Origin of the sequence: Streptomyces piniterrae (assembly GCF_005048155.1) — a bacterium.
Taxonomy (GTDB): Bacteria; Actinomycetota; Actinomycetes; order Streptomycetales; family Streptomycetaceae; genus Streptomyces; species Streptomyces piniterrae.
In genome coordinates, this window is record NZ_SUMB01000006.1 from 207514 (window position 1) to 222767 (window position 15254).

Here is a 15254-nt window from a genome sequence, read left to right on the forward strand (position 1 = left end):
TCGCAACGAGAGGACTTGAAGCAACCCATGGCGAAGATCCTGAAGTTCGACGAGGACGCCCGTCGCGCCCTCGAGCGCGGCGTCAACAAGCTTGCCGACGCGGTCAAGGTGACCATCGGTCCCAAGGGCCGCAACGTCGTCATCGACAAGAAGTTCGGTGCCCCGACCATCACCAACGACGGTGTCACCATCGCCCGTGAGGTCGAGGTCGACGACCCGTACGAGAACCTGGGCGCCCAGCTCGTGAAGGAGGTGGCGACCAAGACCAACGACATCGCGGGTGACGGCACCACCACCGCCACCGTGCTGGCCCAGGCGCTGGTCCGCGAGGGCCTGCGCAACGTCGCCGCGGGTGCTTCCCCGGCCGCCCTGAAGAAGGGCATCGACGCCGCCGTGCAGGCCGTGTCCGAGGAGCTCCTCGCGACCGCCCGCCCGATCGACGACAAGTCCGACATCGCCGCCGTCGCCGCCCTGTCCGCGCAGGACAAGCAGGTCGGCGAGCTCATCGCCGAGGCGATGGACAAGGTCGGCAAGGACGGTGTCATCACCGTCGAGGAGTCCAACACCTTCGGTCTGGAGCTGGACTTCACCGAGGGCATGGCCTTCGACAAGGGCTACCTGTCGCCCTACATGGTCACCGACCAGGAGCGTATGGAGGCCGTCCTCGACGACCCGTACATCCTGATCCACCAGGGCAAGATCGCCTCGATCCAGGACCTGCTGCCGCTGCTGGAGAAGGTCATCCAGGCCGGCGCCTCCAAGCCGCTGCTGATCATCGCCGAGGATGTCGAGGGCGAGGCCCTGTCGACCCTCGTCGTCAACAAGATCCGTGGCACCTTCAACGCCGTGGCCGTCAAGGCCCCCGGCTTCGGTGACCGCCGCAAGGCGATGCTCGGCGACATGGCCACCCTCACCGGTGCCACCGTCATCGCCGAGGAGGTCGGCCTCAAGCTCGACCAGGCTGGTCTGGACGTGCTGGGCACCGCCCGCCGCGTGACCGTCACCAAGGACGACACCACCATCGTGGACGGCGGCGGCAACGCCGACGACGTCCAGGGCCGGGTCGCCCAGATCAAGGCCGAGATCGAGGCCACCGACTCCGACTGGGACCGCGAGAAGCTCCAGGAGCGCCTCGCCAAGCTCGCCGGCGGCGTCTGCGTGATCCGTGTGGGTGCGGCCACCGAGGTCGAGCTCAAGGAGAAGAAGCACCGTCTGGAGGACGCCATCTCCGCGACCCGCGCCGCGGTCGAGGAGGGCATCGTCTCCGGTGGTGGCTCCGCCCTGGTGCACGCCGCCAAGGTGCTGGACGGCAGCCTCGGCAAGGAGGGCGACGAGGCCACCGGTGTCGCCGTCGTCCGCCGCGCGGTCGTCGAGCCGCTGCGCTGGATCGCGGAGAACGCCGGCCTCGAGGGCTACGTCATCACCGCGAAGGTCGCCGAGCAGGACAAGGGCCAGGGCTTCAACGCCGCCACCGGCGAGTACGGCGACCTGGTCAAGGCCGGCGTCATCGACCCGGTCAAGGTCACCCGCTCCGCCCTGGAGAACGCCGCCTCCATCGCCTCCCTGCTGCTCACGACCGAGACCCTGGTCGTCGAGAAGAAGGAAGAGGAAGAGGCCGGCGACGCCGGTCACGGCCACGGCCACGCGCACTGACGCGAGCCGTCGGGTAACCGTCCGCCGCGTTCTCGCGCAGGCGGCCGCGTAATCGGCGGAAAGGCCCCTGTTCCCGGTCCTGAGCGACGGGAACAGGGGCCTTCCCGTTTGCTGTCCGGTTGTTGACGGGCGACGTCAGCGCCCCGGTGACCGCCTCGGTGACGTTGTGGCGGTGCCCATGTCGCGGCGACCTGCTCAGAGCGTGCCGAGTTGCCGCATCAGGCTCATGACGTCGTAGTGCCACCAGCCTTCCTGGATCCGTCCTCCGCGGAACCGGAACGTCGTGGTCCCGGTCATGGTGCACACCTTGCCGGTCGGCTGGACGCCCATGAATTCGCCCTGGTGGGTGCCGGTCCAGGTCCACCGCGTCACGACGTCGTCGCCCTGGGCGATCTGGGAGTCGAGGTTGAACGTGAAATCGAAGGCGGCGCGCCATGAGGTGACGTCATCACGCATGACGTTGCGCCCGATCACGGTCTCCTCTTCCTTGATGATGTCGTGGTCCCGGTAGTCGCCCGCGAAAATCTCATCGATGGTGTCGAGGTTGCCGCCGACGGCGATCTCGTGGAAGAACCGGCGGGCGGTTGCGGTGTTCAACTGTTCGTCCCGGACGACGTCGAGGTCGGTGAAGGACGGCATCCCGTCGCAGAGGTCCACCATCTCCCGGAAGATCCGGTCGGTCTCCGGGAGCTTCGAGTTCTTCACGGCGTCTTCGTGCGAAGGGAATTCGACGATCTCGACGTAGTGGGACGCGTCGGAACGGTCCTTGCCGATGAGGCTGTGGGTGGCGGTCCGCTTGCCCTTGGTCTGCTCGACCCACTTGTCCAGCAGCTCGTTCATGCCCTCGGGCCGCTCGGTCTTGTAGTCGATTATCTGTACGAATTTCATGCCGCCTCCCTCGGTGCGGATGGGATGCCTCCATTTTAGTGAGAAATGGGCGTTATGCCGTGGTCAGGCCGAGCGGTCCTGGCCCGCCGGGTGCACCGGGTCCGCGAACGGCAGGCCGGCCGCGAACCGCGCCACCTCGTCCAGCGCCCGGTCGGCCAGACGGTGCAGCTCGCCGCCCAGGGAGCCGGCGAGATGCGGGGTGAGCAGGACGTTCGGCAGGTCGTACAACGGGGAGTCGGGGGGCGGGAGTTCGGGGTCGGTGACGTCGAGGACCGCATGGAGACGGCCGGTCAGCAGCTCGGCGAGCAGGGCCGTTTCCTCGACGAGGGAGCCGCGGGCGGTGTTGATGAGGGTCGCCCCGTCCGGCATCAGGGCCAGTTCGCGGGCGCCGAGGAGATGGTGGGTGGACGGCAGCTGGGGGGCGTGCGCGGTGACGATGTCGCTCTCGGCGCAGAGGGTGTCGAGGGGGACCGGCGTCACGCCCAGGTGGGCGGCCCCGGCGGTGTCGACGTAGGGATCGTGCAGCAGAACGCGCAGGTCAAAGGGGCGGAGAAGCTCGATGAGGCGGCGGCCGATGCGGGAGGCGCCGATGATGCCGACGGTGCGGCCGTAGTTGCCGGCGCCGGCCAGTTCACGCTGCCAGTCGTGCGGGGCGCGCAGGGTGCGGTAGCGGTGGGCGGTGTGCAGAACGCGCTTGTTGGCGAAGAGGATCGCGGCGAGGGTGTATTCGGCGACGGGCAGCGCGTTGACGGAGGCCGCCGAGGTGACGGTGATCCCGCGTTGCCAACAGGCCTCGGTGATGTGGTGTTTGACCGATCCGGCGGCGTGGACGACGGCGCGCAGCCGGGGCGCCGCCGCCAGCACCCGCTCGGTGAGCCGCGGGGCGCCCCAGCAGGTGAGGAGCACCTCGGCGTCGGCGAGCGCGGCGGCCACCTCGGGTGCGGGGTCGGCCAACTCGTGGGCGACGAGGCGGGAGTCGGTGCGGGTGAGGGCCGCGAGGCGGGTGTGGTGGCGGGCGTCGAGGAGCCGGTCGGCGACGCCGGGGCCCATGGACAGCAGCAGGGCTGGCCGGGAGTGCGGGATATCCCCAGGTCCTGGGGGATTGTCAGTGGTCGGGTACATGGTGGTTACCGGTGCTCCTAGGACGGCGTGGCATGGGCGTTGCTGTTCCATGCGTACAGGCCGTGGCCCGGCGGCGACAGGCGCAGGACGGAGAGCGGGACCAGGGGGAGGAGGAAGTTGTTCCAGATGGGCGTGCACGGAAAGCGGAAGACGGCCGGTATGCCCGGCACCGCCATATGAAGAGGCGACAGGCCGTTCCCGGTCGATCGAGCGTCACCCCAACCGATCGCTCGATCCCGTCACTTGACGTTTGATCACCCGTCTCTTGACGTTCGATCACTCGCGGCTGAAGGATTCCCGCGTCACCCGGCCACCCACCCTCCCCAGGGGAAGCCCATGACCACACCCCCCACTTCCGCCCCTCGCCCCCAATCCCACCCCTTCCGCCTCCCGCCCGAGGACCGCCGCCTCAGCCCGTACACCGGCTGGACCCGCGCCCATTGGGAGGCGGCGGCCGACGGCCTGCTGCGCGCCACCGCCCCGTACGCCTCCCCGCGGCACGGCCTGATCGCCCTCCCCGGCGCCCGCCCCAGCTCCTCCGGCACCCGGTCCGACGGCCTCGAAGGCTTCGCCCGTACGTTCCTGCTCGCCGCCCTCCGCATCGCCGGCAGCAACGGCCACGACCCGCACGCCCACCTCGACCGCTATGCGGAGGGTCTCGCCTCCGGCACCGAACACCCCACCCCACGCTGTGAGTTGGGCTACTCGCGGCCCGACTCCTGGCCCCGGATCGACACCGTCCGCCAGGCGTACGTCGAAGCCGCCTCCCTGGCCCTCGGCCTCCGCCTGACCCGCCCCTGGCTGTGGGACGTCCTCGACGAGCCGGTCCGCGCCCGCGTCGTCGACTGGCTGCTGCCCGCCCTCGCCCCGTCCCCCGTCGACAACAACTGGTGGCTCTTCGGGCTGACCGTCGGCGGCTTCCTGCTCGACGCGGGCATCGAGACCGAACGCGCCCGGACCGCCATCGACCGCGCGCTCGCCCGTACGGACGAGTGGTACCGCGGCGACGGCTGGTACACCGACGGCGACAACCGCGCCTTCGACCACTACAACGCCTGGGCTCTGCACTTCTATCCCGTTCTGCACGCCCACCTGGGCGCCGACACCGCCCTCCTGGCCACCCACGGCAGACGCTTACGAGCCCACCTCGACCACTACACCCGCCTCTTCGACACCAACGGCGCCCCCCTGCCCTTCGGCCGCTCCCTCACCTACCGCTTCGCCGCCACCGCCGCCCCCTGGCTCGGCGCCCTCACCGGCAACACCCCGCTCACCCCGGGCGCCACCCGCCGCCTCGCCTCCGGGGCACTGCGCCACTTCTTCGACCGCGGCGCCGTCACCGAGGACGGCCTGCTGCCGCTGGGCTGGTACGGCCCGTACGAGCCCCTGCTCCAGAGCTACTCGGGACCGGCCTCCCCCTACTGGGCCGCCAAGGGATTCCTCGGTCTGCTGCTCCCCGCCGACCACCCGGCCTGGACCGCCCCCGAGGCTCCCCTCCCGGCCGAAACCGCGGACGCCGCGATGCCTCTGGGCCGCACCGGCCTACTCCTGCAGTCCACCGCCGCCGACGGTCTGGTCCGTCTGCACAACCACGGCAGCAACTCCCCCCTCGCCACCGCGGACCCGTTCTACGCCCGCTTCGCGTACTCCACCCGCACCGGACCCACCGCCCCCGCCGACCACACAGCTCTCCCCGACAACCACTTCGCGCTGCTGATCGACGGCCGGCCCACCACCCGCGGCCCCGTGACCCCCCATGGCCAAGGCCCCGACTGGGCCGCCTCCACCCACACCCCGCACCACCCCGTTGGGGGTCCCCCCGGCGATGGGGGCGTAGCCGCCGGGGGAGGCGCCGAACTCCCCGGCGTCCAGGTCCTGTCCGCCACCCTCGTCCACGGACGCACCGAACTCCGCGCCCACCTGGTCACCGGCGCCGCCCCCGGCACCCCCGTACGCCAGACCGGCTGGGCCACCACCCCCGACGGCCCCACCGCCCAACTCCACCCCGTACACGGCTACGACCTCACCACCGGCCACACACCCACCGGCAGCACACCCTTCGGCCCGCGCGCCCACACCGCCGTCCTGACGGGCACGACCACCGCACACCCGCAGGGCAGCCTCTTCGCCGCCCTGGCCTCGCTGACCGGAGAGCCGCAGCCCGCCCCCGTGGAAGCCCTGGCCACCACCCACATCTCGGGCACGGACCTCCATGTCACCTGGGACGACGGCACCAGCACCCACCTGACCCTGGCCCCCCGATCACGGGAGGCCCCAGGGCCGGGGCCGCACCCGACGACGGCCCCGGCAGAGCGCAGCGACTAGCGGGGGCCGTATTTGCGGCCGGTCCGCGACGTCAGCCCGCCCAACACGCCGCGCGGCGCCAGCTTCACGGCGCCCATCAGCGCCTTGTACCGCGGATCGGGAACGGACAGTGACTTCCCGCGCGCCAGATCCCTCATCGCCGCGTCCACCAGCTTGTCCGCGTCCAGCCACATCCAGCTCGGGATGTTGTCCGTCCCCATCCCGGCCCGCTGGTGGAACTCGGTCCGTACGAATCCGGGGCACAGCGCCATCAGCCGCACCCCGCTCCCCGCCAGATCCCGCGCCGCCCCCTGCGTGAACTGCACGACCCACGCCTTGCTCGCGCCATACGTGCCGCGCGGCACGAACGCCGCCACCGACGCGACATTGACGACACCGCCGCGCCGCCGGTCCCGCATGCCCCGCACCCCGGCGGTGGTCAGCCGCAGTACCGCCTCGCAGTGCACCTTCAGCATCGTCAGCTCATCGGCCATCGACACTTCGAGGTACTCGCCCTTGTTGCCGAACCCCGCGTTGTTCACCAGCAGGTCCACCGGGCGCCTGGCGTCCGAGAGCCGCGCCTCGACGGCGGCGATACCGTCCTCGGTCGCCAGGTCGGCGCTCAGCACCTCGGCCTCGATGCCGTGCCGGTCGTGCAGTTCGGTGGCCTGTTCGCGCAGTCGCCGCTCATCGCGTGCCACCAGCACCACGCTGTGTCCGTCGCTCGCGAGCCGCCGGGCGAACGCCGCCCCGATGCCCGCCGTCGCTCCCGTGATCAATGCAGTCGTCATACCGGACAACGCTATCGGCCGCACCGCTCCGCGTACTTGGCAGCCTTGGCCCGATCTTCCGGATGCAGCGCCTCCCCGGCCGCCAGCAACCGCGGAAGCAGCTCCCGTTCCACGGTCAGCGCCCGGAAGGCCAGCGCGACGCTCACGTCGTGCGCCGGCCGGTGGACCGGCTCGACGGCGTCCCCGGCGCGGATCTCGCCCGGTTCGAGCACCCGCAGGTACGCCCCGGGCACCGCGGCCGCCGTGAACCGCTTCATCCAGTCGTCCTCGCCGAGCCACTGCTGGAACAACCGGCACGGGATACGCGGCGAGGTCACCTCCAGCAGCAGTCGCGGCCCGACCCGCCAGCGCTCGCCGATCCGGGCGCCGCTGATGTCGACGCCCGAGGTGGTGAGGTTCTCGCCGAAGACCCCGTTGGCCAGCTCGCGGCCCAGTTCCCGCTGCCAGAAGTCCAGGTCCTCGCGGGCGTAGGCGTACACGGCCTGGTCGTTCCCGCCGTGATTGCGGACGTCGAGCACCGCGTCACCCGCCAGCCCGCTCCCCCCGACGCCCTTGGGGCCGGGCGCGGCGACCGCCACCGGGCCGTCGACGGGCCGCTTGTCGATACCCGTGCCGCCCTCGACATGGCTCCACTCGGACGGCATGGGCCGCCCCAGATTCACGCTCAGCAGCTTCCTATGGCATTCCATGGACACTCCACGTACCCAAGTGATAGCAAAGAGTAACCAAAGCTTCGAGCTTGACCTTTCCCGATTTCTCCAAGACTCGCTTATACTCAAACCATGATCGAGGCCCGCCACCTCCGCGTTCTGCGCGCCGTCGCCCGGACCGGCTCCTTCTCCGCCGCCGCCCGCGAGCTGGGCTGCACCCAGCCTGCCATCAGCCAGCAGATGAAGGCCCTGGAGCAGTCCGCCGGCACCCCGCTGCTGATCCGTACGGGCCGCGAGATGCGGCTGACGCAGGCGGGCGAGGCGCTGGTACGGCACGCCGTGGGCATCCTGGCCGGGCTCATCGCCGCCGAGGAGGAGGTCGCCGCGATCGCCGGCCTGCGGGCGGGCCGGGTGCGGTTGGTGTCGTTCCCCTCCGGCAGCTCGACTCTGGTGCCGACCACCCTGGCCAGGATGCGCGCCAAGCACCCCGGCACCCGGGTCTCGCTGGTCGAGGCGGAGCCGCCGCGCTCGGTCGAGATGCTGCGCAACGGCGACTGCGAGATCGCGCTGGCCTTCCGCTACCCCGAGGTGCGCGGCGCGGACCCGGCGGCCGCCGCCGAATGGGACGACCTGGTGGTCCGGCCGATCCTGGCGGACCGGCTGATCGGGCTGGTTCCGGACGGCCACCGGCTCGCCGAGGCCGGTACGGCGGGCTTCGCCGAGCTGGCCGACGAGCCGTGGATCGCGGGCTGTCCGCGCTGCCGCACCCATCTCGTCGAAGTCTGCGAGTCCGCCGGCTTCACCCCGCGCATCGACTTCGCCACCGACGACTATCCGGCGGTGATCGGACTGGTCGGCGCGGGTCTGGGCGTCGCCGTACTGCCCGAGCTCGCGCTGGAGTCGGTCCGCCCCAAGGGGGCCACGACGGTACGGATGGAGCCGGCGGTGCACCGGGAGATCGTCGCGCTCACGCTGCCGGATCTGGCGCGGGTGCCCGCCGTCGAGGCGATGCTCGATCAGCTGGCGGAGGCGGCGAAGGGCTCGCACGCGGGCACGCGCACGCGCTGAGAGGGAGTGCCCGCCGGCTCGGCGGCGGTAAGGGCCGCGGTCCGGGCGCGGGCAGCGCAGAGCCGCCGGACCCGGCGTGTTCCGGCCGGTTGCCGGATCGACGCGGGAGGTTTCCCGGAGGTGCCGCTCCGGACGGTCAGCCGCGGGTCGCGCCGGCGTGGCTGGTGAGGGAGGTTGCGGGGATCAGCCGGTGGCGGGCCCGGCCCATCAGTTCCTCGCGTTCATCCTCGGTCAGTCCGCCCCAGACCCCGTAGGGCTCGCGGACCGCCAGAGCATGCGCCGCGCATTCGGCTCGTACGGGGCAGCGCATGCACACCTCCTTCGCCGATGTCTCACGCGCGCTGCGGGCCGCGCCGCGCTCGCCTTCAGGATGAAAGAAGAGCGAGCTGTCCACGCCGCGGCAGGCGGCGAGCAGCTGCCAGTCCCAGAGGTCTGCGTTCGGGCCCGGGAGGCGGGAGAAATCTGCCATTGCTTGTCCCCTCGAAGCGATGCTGTTTCGGGCTCGGTGCTCAAGACCGTACATCTACTATCGAAGTAGATGTAAATATGACTCATTGCGAATCTAGTCGCAGACGCCGCGAAAATGGAAGAAAGAGGGCCAAATAGGGCATAGGGTGCACGCGCGGAGGCTGGTCACACCCGTGCGATGCCTGCGTATCCGGCTCCTCACGGAGCGTGCTGAAGACGGTCACCGAAGCCGTAACTCTTTCGAGTGACCGTCGTTGAGTGTGCGGAGGCGGTTGGCAGAGGTAGCCCTCGGGCAGATGTCCGAGGCACGTCAATCGCACAGGTGACGATACGTACCAGCCTGGAGGCTCAAGGTGACGCGCATCAGCTGCGGAGGGCGGTCATGACATCCGTCCTCGTCTGCGACGACTCCCCGCTTGCCCGAGAGGCGCTCCGACGGGCGGTTGCGACCGTGCCCGGCGTCGAGCGTGTGACGACCGCGGCCAACGGCGAGGAAGTCCTCCGCCGCTGGGGCGCCGATCGCTCGGACCTGATTCTGATGGACGTGCGGATGCCCGGACTCGGCGGTGTCGAGACCGTCCGCCGACTGCTGTCGGCCGACCCCGGCGCCCGGATCATCATGCTCACGGTGGCCGAGGACCTCGACGGTGTCGCGCTCGCGGTCGCCGCCGGTGCCCGCGGCTATCTGCACAAGGACGCCTCGCGCGCCGAGCTGCGTGCCACGGTGACCCAGGCGCTCGCCGACCCGACGTGGCGGCTCGCCCCGCGTCGGCTGCGATCCGCCGAGATGGGTGCCGCGCCGACGCTCACCGCCCGCGAGATCCAGGTGCTGGAGGGCATGAGCCACGGTCGCTCCAACGCGGAGATCGGCCGCGAGCTGTTCCTCTCCGAGGACACCGTCAAGACGCACGCCCGGCGCCTCTTCAAGAAGCTCGGCGCATCCGACCGCGCGCACGCGGTGGCGCTGGGATTCCGCTGGGGACTGGTCCGCTGACCTGCTGTGCAACCGGGGTTACGGCGCCGGCCCACTGACCGGGTGGCGAACGTCGTAACCCCGCCGCGTCGACGCTCGGCGCCGAAACCTCACGCGATACCGCATCCTTGAGGTGTGACTCCTCCCCGGCGGAGGCCGGGGCTCTCACTCGGCCAGAAGAGACCTCATGACGGACAAGCCCTGCCCGGTGCCGTACGGCACGGATACAAGCTACCGGCGAGGGCTCGGGGTCGGTATGGGTACAACCCGAACGGGGGAGGCGTGGGACGTGAGTGCTAGCACGACGGCGCGTAACGGTTCAGTGCACAACAACGGGGGTGGTGCCGCGGGCGGCTCCGCGCCAAGGCACCATGGACCGATGCGCGATGACGGGAACCAGGAGATCGGCGATCTCGTCACACGCGCCGTCGAGGGGGACCGGCGGGCCACGCACGATCTGCTGGCCCATGTGCACCCCCTCGCCCTGCGCTACTGCCGCACCCGGCTCTCCCGGCTGCCGGGTGACGCCAGACACTTCGTCGAGGACCTGGCGCAGGAGGTGTGCGTCGCGGTGCTCTGCGCGCTGCCGCGCTACCGCGACACCGGAAAGCCCTTCGAGGCGTTCGTCTTCGCCATCGCCGGCCACAAGGTCGCCGATCTGCAGCGGGCCGCGATGCGCGGTCCCGGCAGCACCGCCGTGCCGTCCGACGAGATGCCCGAGCAGCCCGACGACTCCCTCGGCCCCGAGGAGCGGGCGCTGCTGAGCAGCGACGCGGAGTGGGCCAAGAAGCTGCTGGCGAACCTTCCGGAGAACCAGCGCGAGCTCGTCCTGCTGCGGGTCGCCGTCGGGCTGACAGCCGAGGAGACCGGGCAGATGCTGGGAATGTCACCGGGCGCGGTGCGGGTGGCGCAGCACCGCGCGCTGAGCCGGCTGCGGGCACTCGCGGAGCAGTAGCAGTGCAGTGACAGTGCGGTGACCGGCGGTCGGCACCACCCGTGCATGGCGGGATGTCACCGTAGAAATGCACGAGTGATGAGGCCCTCATCTCTCGTGGATTGGGACACTCCTCCAGGCCGTTAGCATGGGAGTCCGCGCTGAGGCAAGAGCATTGGGGAAGGTGTCATGAGTGACAACGTCGACGGTATGCCCGCCAAATTCGCCATGCTCGGGCTGACATACGACGACGTGCTGCTGCTGCCCGGTGCGTCGGAGGTGCTGCCCAACGCCGTCAGCACCGCCTCCCGGGTCTCGCGGAACGTCACGGTCAACATCCCGCTGCTGTCCGCCGCGATGGACAAGGTCACCGAGGCGCGGATGGCCATCGCCATGGCGCGTCAGGGCGGCGCCGGTGTGCTGCACCGCAATCTCTCGATCGAGGACCAGGCCAACCAGGTTGATCTGGTCAAGCGCTCCGAGTCCGGCATGGTCACCGACCCGATCACGGTCCGCCCCGACGCCACGCTCGCCGAGGCCGACGCGCTCTGCGCCAAGTTCCGGATCAGCGGTGTGCCGGTCACCGACGCCGCCGGGAAGCTGCTGGGCATCGTCACCAACCGCGACATGGCCTTCGAGCTGGACCGCCGCCGGCAGGTCCGCGAGGTCATGACGCCGATGCCGCTGGTCACCGGCAAGGTCGGCATCTCCGGCGAGGACGCCATCGAGCTGCTGCGCCGCCACAAGATCGAGAAGCTGCCGCTGGTCGACGACGCGGGCGTGCTCAAGGGCCTGATCACGGTCAAGGACTTCGTCAAGGCGGAGAAGTACCCGAACGCCGCCAAGGACGCCGAGGGCCGGCTGGTGGTCGGTGCCGCGGTGGGCGTCGGCGACGCGGCGTACGACCGGGCGCAGGCGCTGGTCGAGGCCGGTGCCGACTTCCTGGTCGTGGACAGCGCGCACGGCCACAGCCGCGGCATCCTCGACATGATCGCCAAGGTCAAGTCCAACATCACCGTGGATGTCGTGGGTGGCAATGTCGCGACCCGGGACGGCGCGCAGGCGCTGATCGACGCGGGCGCCGACGGCATCAAGGTCGGCGTCGGCCCCGGCTCCATCTGCACCACCCGCGTCGTCGCCGGCGTCGGCGTGCCGCAGGTCACCGCGATCTACGAGGCCGCGCAGGCCGCGCACGCGGCGGGCGTACCGCTGATCGGCGACGGCGGTCTGCAGTTCTCCGGCGACATCGCCAAGGCCATCGCGGCCGGCGCGGACACCGTCATGCTGGGCTCGCTGCTGGCCGGCTGCGAGGAGTCGCCGGGCGAGATGGTCTTCATCAACGGCAAGCAGTTCAAGTCGTACCGCGGCATGGGCTCGCTGGGCGCCATGCAGTCCCGTGGCCAGGGCAAGTCCTTCTCGAAGGACCGTTACTTCCAGGACAACGTCCTCTCCGAGGACAAGCTGGTGCCCGAGGGCATCGAGGGCCAGGTGCCCTACCGCGGCCCGCTCGCCTCGGTCGCCCACCAGCTCATCGGCGGGCTGCGCGCCTCCATGGGCTATGTCGGCTCGGCGAACATCCAGGAGCTCAAGGACAAGGGCCGGTTCGTCCGGATCACCGCGGCGGGCCTCAAGGAGAGCCACCCGCACGACGTCCAGATGATCACCGAGGCGCCGAACTACGCTCGGCGCTAGGCGTCAGTCCCTGGACACGCCCTAGCACGGACCTACCGTGGAGCCCGCGGCCGCACCCCGGCCGCGGGCTCCGGTGCGTCGGGGATACTGGAACGCAGACGTAGAGGGAAAGGCCACACACGTGACTGAGATCGAGATCGGGCGCGGCAAGCGCGGCCGCCGGGCATACGCATTCGACGACATCGCCGTCGTACCCAGTCGCCGCACCCGCGACCCGAAGGAGGTCTCGATCGCCTGGCAGATCGACGCCTACCGTTTCGAGCTGCCGTTCCTGGCCGCTCCCATGGACTCGGTGGTCTCCCCGCAGACCGCGATCCGCATCGGTGAGCTGGGCGGCCTGGGCGTCCTCAACCTCGAGGGCCTGTGGACCCGGTACGAGGACCCGGAGCCGCTGCTCGCGGAGATCGCGGAGCTGGACGGCGCCAGGGCCACCAAGCGGCTGCAGGAGATCTACGCCGCGCCGATCAAGGAAGAGCTGATCGGGCAGCGGATCAAGGAGGTGCGCGACTCCGGTGTGGTGACGGCGGCGGCGCTCTCGCCGCAGCGCACCGCGCAGTTCTCCAAGGCGGTCGTGGACGCCGGCGTCGACATCTTCGTGATCCGCGGTACGACGGTCTCCGCCGAGCATGTGTCGTCCGCCGCCGAGCCGCTGAACCTCAAGCAGTTCATCTACGAGCTGGACGTCCCGGTCATCGTCGGCGGCTGCGCCACGTACACCGCGGCGCTGCACCTGATGCGGACCGGCGCGGCCGGCGTGCTGGTCGGTTTCGGCGGTGGCGCCGCGCACACGACCCGTAACGTCCTGGGCATCCAGGTGCCGATGGCGACCGCGGTCGCCGACGTCGCCGCCGCCCGCCGGGACTACATGGACGAGTCCGGCGGCCGGTATGTGCATGTCATCGCCGACGGCGGGGTCGGCTGGTCCGGCGACCTGCCGAAGGCGATCGCCTGCGGCGCGGACGCGGTGATGATGGGGTCGCCGCTGGCGCGGGCGACGGACGCGCCCGGCCGCGGCCACCACTGGGGCATGGAAGCGGTGCACGAGGACGTGCCGCGCGGCAAGCGGATGGACCTCGGGGCGGTCGGCACCACCGAGGAGATCCTCTGCGGCCCCTCGACCACCCCGGACGGTTCGATGAACTTCTTCGGCGCGCTGCGCCGGGCGATGGCGACGACCGGGTACTCGGAGCTCAAGGAGTTCCAGCGGGTGGAGGTGACCGTCGCGCCGCGACGGTAGGCAGCCGGATTTCGCGTCGGGGCCGGGCCGCGGGGGATGACTCCCAGCGGCCCGGCCCCCGTGCTGTGCGGCTACAACCGGTGCGCGGCCCCGGTCGGCGTGGCACCCCGTGTGTCCAGCAGCAGCTGCGCCTTCACCGCCAGCCCCTGCATGTCGTACGTGCGGTGCGACTGGAGCAGCACCGTCAGGTCCGCGCCCGCCGCCGCCTCGTAGAGGGAGTCGGCGCGGGGGACCGGGCGGTCCAGGACGTGCCACTGGGGGACGAAGGGGTCGTGGTACGTGAGGTGGGCGCCCAGTTCCATGAGGCGGGAGGCGATTTCGCGGGCGGGGGAGCCCTCCTGGTCGCCGATGTCCGGTTTGTAGGTGACGCCGAGGAGGAGGACGCGGGCGCCTCGGGCGGACTTGCCGTGTTCGTTGAGCAGGGTGGCGCAGCGCTGGATGACATAGCGCGGCATCCGGCCGTTCACTTCTTGGGCGAGCTCGACCATGCGGAGCGGATAGCTCAGTGAACGGCCTTTGTAGGAAAGATAGTTGGGGTCGATGGGGGCCGCGTGGCCGCCCATGCCGGGGCCGGGGCGGAACGCCTGGAAGCCGAAGGGTTTGGTCTCGGCGCAGCGGATGACGTCCCAGAGGTCGACGCCGATGTCGTGGCAGAAGACCGCCATCTCGTTCATGAGGGCGATGTTGATGTGGCGGTAGTTGGTCTCCAGGAGTTTGGTGGTCTCCGCCTCGCGCGGCCCCCTGGCGCGTACGACCTTGTCGGTGAGGCGGCTGTAGAACGCGGCGGCCGCCTCCGTGCAGGCGGGGGTGAGGCCGCCGATGACCTTGGGGGTGTTGCCGTAGCGATGGGTGCGGTTGCCGGGGTCGTGGCGGCTGGGGGAGCAGGCGAGGTGGAAGTCGCGTCCGGCGGTGAGCCCCGACCCTTCTTCGAGGAGCGGGCGCACGAATTCCTCGGTGGTGCCCGGGTAGGCGGTCGATTCGAGGATGACCGTGGTGTGCGGGCGCAGTTGCGCGGCCAGCGCGCGTGCCGCGTCGGCGATGGCGGACAGGTCCAGCGCGCGGTCCTCGCCGAGTGGTGTGTCCGCGCTGATGACGGCCGTACGGACCTTGCCGATGGCGGCGGGGTCGGTGGTGGTGCGGAAGCCGGCGGCGAGCAGGCGGCGGATCTCGGTTGCGGACAGCGGCCCGTCGGCGCCTGACGCGGTGGCGGCGCGGGGGTCGGGGTCGTAGCCGATGGTGCTGATGCCGGCGGCGGTGGCGGCCTGGGCGAGCGGGAGGCCGAGGTGTCCGAGTCCGATGACGGCGAGGTCTGCGGGCATGGCTGCTGCCGTCCTTCCCGAGCGATTCCGGATGGCGCATAAGTAGACTAAGCGGACATTTGACCCAGAATGGGGATTGGTGGATCAAGGTGGCGGGGTGTTGCCGTCCCGGGCGGAGGGTGGATACCGGCACGTAGCGCGGACAGAATCGACAG

14 protein-coding genes are annotated in these 15254 nt (G+C 70.7%); 7 read left to right on the plus strand and 7 right to left on the minus strand.

Going from position 1 to position 15254, the window contains the following annotated elements; translation table 11 throughout:
- Positions 1 to 27: 27 nt before the first annotated feature.
- Positions 28 to 1653, plus strand: coding sequence for a chaperonin GroEL (groL, locus tag FCH28_RS19505; protein ID WP_136741331.1), 1626 nt, complete (start codon positions 28 to 30; stop codon positions 1651 to 1653).
- 195 nt (positions 1654 to 1848) lie between these two features.
- Here groL and FCH28_RS19510 read toward each other — a convergent pair whose 3' ends face one another.
- From FCH28_RS19510 to FCH28_RS38175, 3 genes are all read right to left on the minus strand, one after another.
- A complete protein-coding gene (locus FCH28_RS19510) occupies positions 1849 to 2541 on the minus strand; it encodes an ester cyclase (RefSeq protein WP_136741332.1) in 693 nt (230 codons plus the stop codon).
- A gap of 63 nt (positions 2542 to 2604) precedes the next feature.
- Positions 2605 to 3663 carry a hydroxyacid dehydrogenase gene (locus FCH28_RS19515; RefSeq protein WP_136741333.1) on the minus strand — a complete coding sequence of 353 codons (1059 nt, stop codon included), beginning with the start codon at positions 3661 to 3663 and terminating at the stop codon, positions 2605 to 2607.
- Positions 3664 to 3680: 17 nt separating this feature from the next.
- Positions 3681 to 3839: a hypothetical protein gene (locus tag FCH28_RS38175; RefSeq protein ID WP_169314205.1), complete on the minus strand. Its 159-nt coding sequence runs from the start codon at positions 3837 to 3839 to the stop codon at positions 3681 to 3683.
- Positions 3840 to 3999: 160 nt separating this feature from the next.
- Between FCH28_RS38175 and FCH28_RS19520 the strand changes: the two genes are divergently transcribed.
- On the plus strand, positions 4000 to 5988 hold the full coding sequence (locus tag FCH28_RS19520; protein WP_136741334.1) for a DUF2264 domain-containing protein: 1989 nt from the start codon (positions 4000 to 4002) through the stop codon (positions 5986 to 5988).
- Here FCH28_RS19520 and FCH28_RS19525 read toward each other — a convergent pair.
- Together FCH28_RS19525 and FCH28_RS19530 are read right to left on the minus strand one after the other, a co-directional pair.
- Positions 5985 to 6758 (minus strand): SDR family NAD(P)-dependent oxidoreductase, encoded by a 774-nt coding sequence (locus FCH28_RS19525; protein WP_136741335.1) that lies wholly within the window; start codon positions 6756 to 6758, stop codon positions 5985 to 5987. The two genes, FCH28_RS19520 and FCH28_RS19525, sit on opposite strands and share 4 nt — an antisense overlap.
- Positions 6759 to 6769: 11 nt before the next feature.
- On the minus strand, positions 6770 to 7447 hold the full coding sequence (locus FCH28_RS19530; RefSeq protein ID WP_136741336.1) for an MOSC domain-containing protein: 678 nt from the start codon (positions 7445 to 7447) through the stop codon (positions 6770 to 6772).
- A gap of 93 nt (positions 7448 to 7540) precedes the next feature.
- Between FCH28_RS19530 and FCH28_RS19535 the strand changes: the two genes are divergently transcribed.
- Entirely contained in the window at positions 7541 to 8476 is a 936-nt protein-coding gene (locus tag FCH28_RS19535) for a LysR family transcriptional regulator (protein WP_136741337.1), read from the plus strand.
- 136 nt (positions 8477 to 8612) lie between these two features.
- Here FCH28_RS19535 and FCH28_RS19540 read toward each other — a convergent pair whose 3' ends face one another.
- The gene (locus FCH28_RS19540) at positions 8613 to 8945 is read right to left on the minus strand and encodes a WhiB family transcriptional regulator (protein ID WP_136741338.1); all 333 of its coding nucleotides are present in this window, start codon (positions 8943 to 8945) and stop codon (positions 8613 to 8615) included.
- A 381-nt stretch (positions 8946 to 9326) separates the two neighbouring features.
- Here FCH28_RS19540 and FCH28_RS19545 point away from each other — a divergent pair, with 381 nt between their 5' ends.
- The 4 genes from FCH28_RS19545 to FCH28_RS19560 all read left to right on the plus strand — a co-directional run bounded on the left by FCH28_RS19545 (position 9327) and on the right by FCH28_RS19560 (position 13780).
- Positions 9327 to 9938 (plus strand): response regulator transcription factor, encoded by a 612-nt coding sequence (locus tag FCH28_RS19545; protein WP_003948568.1) that lies wholly within the window; start codon positions 9327 to 9329, stop codon positions 9936 to 9938.
- A 358-nt stretch (positions 9939 to 10296) separates the two neighbouring features.
- Complete coding sequence (locus tag FCH28_RS19550) at positions 10297 to 10872, plus strand: sigma-70 family RNA polymerase sigma factor (protein ID WP_281289733.1); 576 nt, start codon at positions 10297 to 10299, stop codon at positions 10870 to 10872.
- A 168-nt stretch (positions 10873 to 11040) separates the two neighbouring features.
- Positions 11041 to 12543 (plus strand): IMP dehydrogenase, encoded by a 1503-nt coding sequence (gene guaB, locus FCH28_RS19555; RefSeq protein ID WP_136741340.1) that lies wholly within the window; start codon positions 11041 to 11043, stop codon positions 12541 to 12543.
- Positions 12544 to 12664: 121 nt separating this feature from the next.
- Entirely contained in the window at positions 12665 to 13780 is a 1116-nt protein-coding gene (locus FCH28_RS19560; RefSeq protein WP_136741341.1) for a GuaB3 family IMP dehydrogenase-related protein, read from the plus strand.
- 71 nt (positions 13781 to 13851) lie between these two features.
- Here FCH28_RS19560 and FCH28_RS19565 read toward each other — a convergent pair whose 3' ends face one another.
- Entirely contained in the window at positions 13852 to 15099 is a 1248-nt protein-coding gene (locus FCH28_RS19565; protein ID WP_136741342.1) for a nucleotide sugar dehydrogenase, read from the minus strand.
- Positions 15100 to 15254: the final 155 nt, after the last annotated feature.

What these genes read in the sequence shown, in the direction of transcription:
- groL (WP_136741331.1), top strand. Translation starts at nt 28, where the DNA reads ATGGCGAAGATCCTGAAGTTCGACGAGGACGCCCGTCGCGCCCTCGAG.
- FCH28_RS19510 (WP_136741332.1), bottom strand. Translation starts at nt 2,541, where the DNA reads ATGAAATTCGTACAGATAATCGACTACAAGACCGAGCGGCCCGAGGGC.
- FCH28_RS19515 (WP_136741333.1), bottom strand. Translation starts at nt 3,663, where the DNA reads ATGTACCCGACCACTGACAATCCCCCAGGACCTGGGGATATCCCGCAC.
- FCH28_RS38175 (WP_169314205.1), bottom strand. Translation starts at nt 3,839, where the DNA reads ATGGCGGTGCCGGGCATACCGGCCGTCTTCCGCTTTCCGTGCACGCCC.
- FCH28_RS19520 (WP_136741334.1), top strand. Translation starts at nt 4,000, where the DNA reads ATGACCACACCCCCCACTTCCGCCCCTCGCCCCCAATCCCACCCCTTC.
- FCH28_RS19525 (WP_136741335.1), bottom strand. Translation starts at nt 6,758, where the DNA reads ATGACGACTGCATTGATCACGGGAGCGACGGCGGGCATCGGGGCGGCG.
- FCH28_RS19530 (WP_136741336.1), bottom strand. Translation starts at nt 7,447, where the DNA reads ATGGAATGCCATAGGAAGCTGCTGAGCGTGAATCTGGGGCGGCCCATG.
- FCH28_RS19535 (WP_136741337.1), top strand. Translation starts at nt 7,541, where the DNA reads ATGATCGAGGCCCGCCACCTCCGCGTTCTGCGCGCCGTCGCCCGGACC.
- FCH28_RS19540 (WP_136741338.1), bottom strand. Translation starts at nt 8,945, where the DNA reads ATGGCAGATTTCTCCCGCCTCCCGGGCCCGAACGCAGACCTCTGGGAC.
- FCH28_RS19545 (WP_003948568.1), top strand. Translation starts at nt 9,327, where the DNA reads ATGACATCCGTCCTCGTCTGCGACGACTCCCCGCTTGCCCGAGAGGCG.
- FCH28_RS19550 (WP_281289733.1), top strand. Translation starts at nt 10,297, where the DNA reads ATGCGCGATGACGGGAACCAGGAGATCGGCGATCTCGTCACACGCGCC.
- guaB (WP_136741340.1), top strand. Translation starts at nt 11,041, where the DNA reads ATGAGTGACAACGTCGACGGTATGCCCGCCAAATTCGCCATGCTCGGG.
- FCH28_RS19565 (WP_136741342.1), bottom strand. Translation starts at nt 15,099, where the DNA reads ATGCCCGCAGACCTCGCCGTCATCGGACTCGGACACCTCGGCCTCCCG.